Source organism: Synechococcus sp. R8-2, from assembly GCF_047461715.1.
Lineage (GTDB): Bacteria > Cyanobacteriota > Cyanobacteriia > Thermostichales > Thermostichaceae > Thermostichus.
The window spans coordinates 1-4,462 of record NZ_JANSHQ010000179.1 but is presented as its reverse complement, the minus strand read 5'-3'; the positions used below and the strand labels follow the sequence as shown (position 1 = coordinate 4,462).

General features: G+C 58.3%; 4 protein-coding genes. 2 read left to right on the top strand and 2 right to left on the bottom strand.

The annotated features are described in order from the left end of the window. The coding region (locus tag NW819_RS04850) for a PAS domain-containing protein (RefSeq protein ID WP_414413062.1) at positions 1–854 on the bottom strand (854 nt) is incomplete at its 3' end. Positions 855–1,153: 299 nt separating this feature from the next. Beyond that, positions 1,154–2,152, bottom strand: a complete 999-nt coding sequence (locus NW819_RS04845) for a ribose-phosphate pyrophosphokinase (RefSeq protein WP_011433256.1) — start codon at positions 2,150–2,152, stop codon at positions 1,154–1,156. Between the two features lie 119 nt (positions 2,153–2,271). Here NW819_RS04845 and NW819_RS04840 point away from each other — a divergent pair, with 119 nt between their 5' ends. Together NW819_RS04840 and NW819_RS04835 are read left to right on the top strand one after the other, a co-directional pair. Then, positions 2,272–3,804, top strand: a complete 1,533-nt coding sequence (locus NW819_RS04840; RefSeq protein ID WP_414413061.1) for an ABC transporter ATP-binding protein — start codon at positions 2,272–2,274, stop codon at positions 3,802–3,804. A 131-nt stretch (positions 3,805–3,935) separates the two neighbouring features. Further along, positions 3,936–4,462 (top strand): TM2 domain-containing protein (locus NW819_RS04835; protein ID WP_414413060.1); only part of this gene is annotated, 527 nt, incomplete at its 3' end.

Genomic DNA, 4,462 nt, shown 5'->3' with positions numbered 1-4,462 from the left:
CAGGCTGGGCTGACGTAGATCAGCTCTTTGCTGTAGAGTGTTGTGATCCAAAACAGTTGCTGCGTATTCTCTGCCAGTTGCAGAAAACGATGCTCGCTCTCTCGGCGGGCCTCTTCCAATTGTTGTTGTCGTTCTTTCAGTTGACGGGATGCTGTGATGTCGGTAACAAATCCTTCAAAATAGAGGGGATCCCCTTGGTCGTTGTAGATGGTACGGGCATTTAAAGAAATCCAAATTAGCCTGCCATCTTTGCAGCAGACTTGGTGTTCAAAATTCACAACTTGACCTTCTCTCAGCATGCGCTGGATGAATTCGGCTCGTTGCTCCGGATCGCTATAGATTTGGGTGCCAATATCGGAGACGTTGTGCATCAAATCCTCAGGGGATTCGTAGCCGAAAATATGGGCCAAGGCCGGGTTGGCAACCAGATATTTGCCCTCTAGGGTGGTTTGAAAAATGCCTTCGACGGCGTTCTCGAAGATCTGCTGGTAGCGGGCAGCAGTGCTGCGGCTGTCCTGCAGTTGGGATTGGAGCTGCTCGAGGGTTTGCCGATGCTCCTGGGCTTGGAGAAGAATGTGCTTCAGGCTGAGGGCAACGAGGTCAATCTGTTCCCGTTCAAAGGAACTCAGTTGGCGAGGGTGGCAGTCGAGCAGGTGCAGATCGGCCAACCGGATCCCCTGCTCAGTCTGCAAGAGGAAGGATTCATGAAAAGGCCATTGCTCAGAGCCGACATCGGGGTTGAAAGGTTCTCCGGCTGGGATCCCTTGCGGATCCCGGTAGAGGATCCCTTTTGAAGGCGAGTGGGGATCGGATCCCGGCTGGGCCAGTTCTAGATAGACCAAAGGTACTTTCAACAGTTGACCCAACAATTGCAACAGCGGGTACAGCGCCGAAGCGGACTCAGTATCCGGTTCAGTTCGAAGGGACTGCCCTTCCCTGGGAGCAGTCCGCGGGAAAGCAAAACCGTGCACAACGGATCTTGGCGAGCGAGAAATGGGAGGTGACATGGGAAAACCTGGCCGAGGAGCTGGCTCAACCCAGTCCATCACGACAGATCGGGGGTGCCTGGTTGGGCTGATCTCCACAGGGAAAAGGAGCAGGCGCACCCATTCTGCACCCACTCTACTCTAGCGATACTCTGGAGAAACTTACTTTAGTGAAACATGCTGCTGACGGAGCTATCTTCATGGATGCGCCAGATCGCTTCCCCCAGCACATTGGCTACCGAGAGAACGGTTAACTCGGGAAAGTGCTGCTCTGGAGGGATAGGGATGGTGTTGGTGACGATCACCTCTTCAAATAGACCACCCCGCAGGCGTTGAATGGCCGGCTCAGAAAAAACAGGATGAATGGCGCAGGCATAAACCGCTTTGGCTCCCAGCTTGCGCAGCAATTTTGCCCCTTCCGAGATGGTGCCTGCGGTATCGATCATGTCATCCACAAGGATGGCAGTTTTCCCCCGCACATCCCCAATCAGATTCATGACTTCCACATCGTTGTGGGCTTGGCGGCGCTTGTCAATGATTGCCAGAGGGGCTTCCTTGAGTTTTTTGGCAAAGGCACGGGCACGAGCCACACCCCCCACATCGGGAGAGACGACCACAATGTCTTCGTCGAGCAAGCCCTTTTCCTTGAGGTAAGCCTGTAATACCGGCTGGGCGTAGACGTGGTCGAGGGGAATGTCGAAGTAGCCTTGAATCTGAGCCGAGTGCAGATCCATGGCCAGCACGCGATGGGCCCCTGCCTGGGTGATCATGTTGGCCACCAGCTTGGCGGTGATCGCTTCTCGTCCTGCCGTTTTGCGGTCGGCGCGAGCGTAGCCGTAGTAAGGCAAGACGGCGGTGATCTGCCGGGCAGAGGCGCGGCGACAGGCATCGATGATCACCAGCAGTTCCATTAGGTGGTCGTTGACGGGGCGGCAGGTGGGCTGCACCAAGTAGACATCGGCACCCCGGATCGACTCCTGAATTTGGATGTACAGCTCGCCATCGGCAAAGCGCTTGCGCAACATCGGGCCCAGATCCATGCCCAAGTAACGCGCCACCTCTTGAGCCAGAGCCGGGTTAGCGCTGCCTGAGAAGATTTTGAGGCGGTTGCTATCCGAGATGGGTGGCAGGGGGGAAGGGCGGAGAAGAGGGGCAGGGCGAACCACAGATCGATGCTGAACTCGTCCGCAGCCAACGCCTAACGGCGAGCTGTCGCTATCGTAGCACCAGCACTTGCAACCTCAGCAACTGTATTCTTGGGGATTTTCTGGGGAGGCAGGTTACTATGAGCAGAATGAAGGTCGAGCTGCTGCACATCCACAAGCGTTTTGGGGCGGTACAGGCGAACCGCGATGTGTCCTTGCGGGTGGAGGCGGGCACAATCCACGGCCTGCTTGGGGAGAATGGGGCCGGCAAAAGTACCTTAGTTAAGATCCTGAGCGGCTTTCTGCGCTGCGATCAGGGGGAGATTTGGATCGATGGGCAACCGGTTCGCATCGACAGCCCTGCAGCAGCCATTCGCCTGGGCATTGGCATGTTGCACCAGGATCCCTTGGATTTTCCTTCTCTGACGGTGCTGGAAAACTTTATTGCCGGGCAGCGGGGGCGCTTGGGTTTGGGGCTGCGAGAAAGCCGGAAACGTCTTGAGAAAGCCTGTGAAGAGTTTGGTTTCAATCTCAACCCCGATGGAGCCATCGGCAGTTTGACGGTGGGGGAACGGCAACAACTGGAAATGCTGCGGTTGCTTTCCCTGGGGATCAACACCTTGATTTTGGATGAGCCGACGACGGGCATTTCTGCAGCGCAAAAAGATCTTTTGTTCGCGGCTCTGAGAAGGTTGGCGGGGCAGGGCAAATCGGTGATCTTCGTCTCCCACAAGCTGGCCGATGTGGAGTGCCTTTGCGATCGGGTGACGGTGATGCGGCAGGGGGAGGTGGTGGGGGAGCTGCCTGTTAGAGGTGAGGACATTGCCCTGCTGGAACAGCGGTTGATCGATTGGATGTTCGGGCGGGAGTTGGCACCCCCGGCTCGGCCCCATTCTCCGCAAAGGAGGGCGGATCCCCTGTTGGAGTTGCGCTCCCTGGTGGTGCGGCATGAGCCGTTTGCCTTGGCTTTGCCAGATCTGGCGGTGCAGCCGGGGGAAGTGATTGGGTTGGCCGGTTTGGAGGGCAGTGGGCAACGCTCTTTCCTGCTCACCTGTGCAGGGTTGTTGCCGCCCAGGCGGGGCCAGATCTTGTTGAGGGGGCAGGAGATGACAGGCCGTCCTTACGGCGACTACCTGCGCTGTGGGGTGGGGTTTTCTCCGGCGGATCGGCTGCGGGAAGGGCTGATCCCCGGCTTAACCTTGCAGGAGCATTTTGCCCTCCAGCAGCAGGATCCCTGGATCAACTGGGCTCTGGCCCGTCAACAGGCCCAAGCGGCCATTGAACACTTCAGCATTCGCGGTCACCCCTACAGCCGGGTGGAGCAACTCTCGGGGGGCAACCAGCAGCGCAGCCAGTTGGCTCTCTTGCCCACACCCCTGACCCTGTTGCTGATGGAGCACCCAACGCGAGGGTTGGACATCGAGTCGGCGCTGTGGGTCTGGGGGCAATTGCTGGAACGCACCCAAGCGGGTACGGCTATTCTTTTTGCCTCGGCGGATTTGGACGAGATCCTGCTGTACAGCAACCGGGTGATGGTGTTCAGCGGCGGACAGGTCTCGGAGCCCATTCCGGCGGCGGAGCTCACCGTTTCACGCCTGGGACAGATGATGACGCTTCCCGTCTTGCGCAGCACTCACAGCAGCGAGATCCCAGGGATCCCAACTGAGGTTTAGAGGGCTGGTCGCATCAGCAGGAACTGACACTCTGCCGCAGCAGGAGAAGGATTTGAGAACGGCATGGCAACCGGCTAGAGCAAGGCTTAGAGTAGCAGTAGCCCCAAGCCTTTTGCTCAAGGAGTCCGGCCATGGGATCCCAGGATCGCGCTCCGCCCTCAGGAACAGAGGAGCCGCAATCTGACCGTTCGCGCTCCTCGGACGACGTCCTTTTGCAGCTCACCGTTCGGGGATCCCGGCAGCAGGTGTTGCGAGGTTTGCGAGCTTGGCTGGAGCTGGGCTTACTGACCCCAGAGCACTTTCGCTTGCTGGTGGAGCAGTATCGGCTAGAGGGGGAGGAACCAAGGTCAGCGGCAGTTTCCCCCAGCGACGAGATCCCGGCTCGTCTTGGCTCGGCCTACGTGCTCTGGATTTTGGGTTTGTTTGGCATCTGTGGCCTGCACCGTTTTTATCTGGGCCGCTGGCGGACGGGTTTGCTCTGGCTGTTGACCTTTGGGCTGCTGGGGATCGGTCAGCTCCTGGATTTGATTTGGATCCCAGGGATGGTGCGAGAAAGAAATGCTCGCCTGGCCGGATCTGGGGTTGAGGAACCTGCGGTCGAGGGGGGAGAAGAGCCCCAAGCTGCCCCTCAATCCACTCGCGCTACTCGGACGGAGTC

Excerpts from the sequence above, each read along its gene's own strand:
- NW819_RS04840 (WP_414413061.1), top strand. The coding sequence starts at position 2,272 with ATGAGCAGAATGAAGGTCGAGCTGCTGCACATCCACAAGCGTTTTGGG.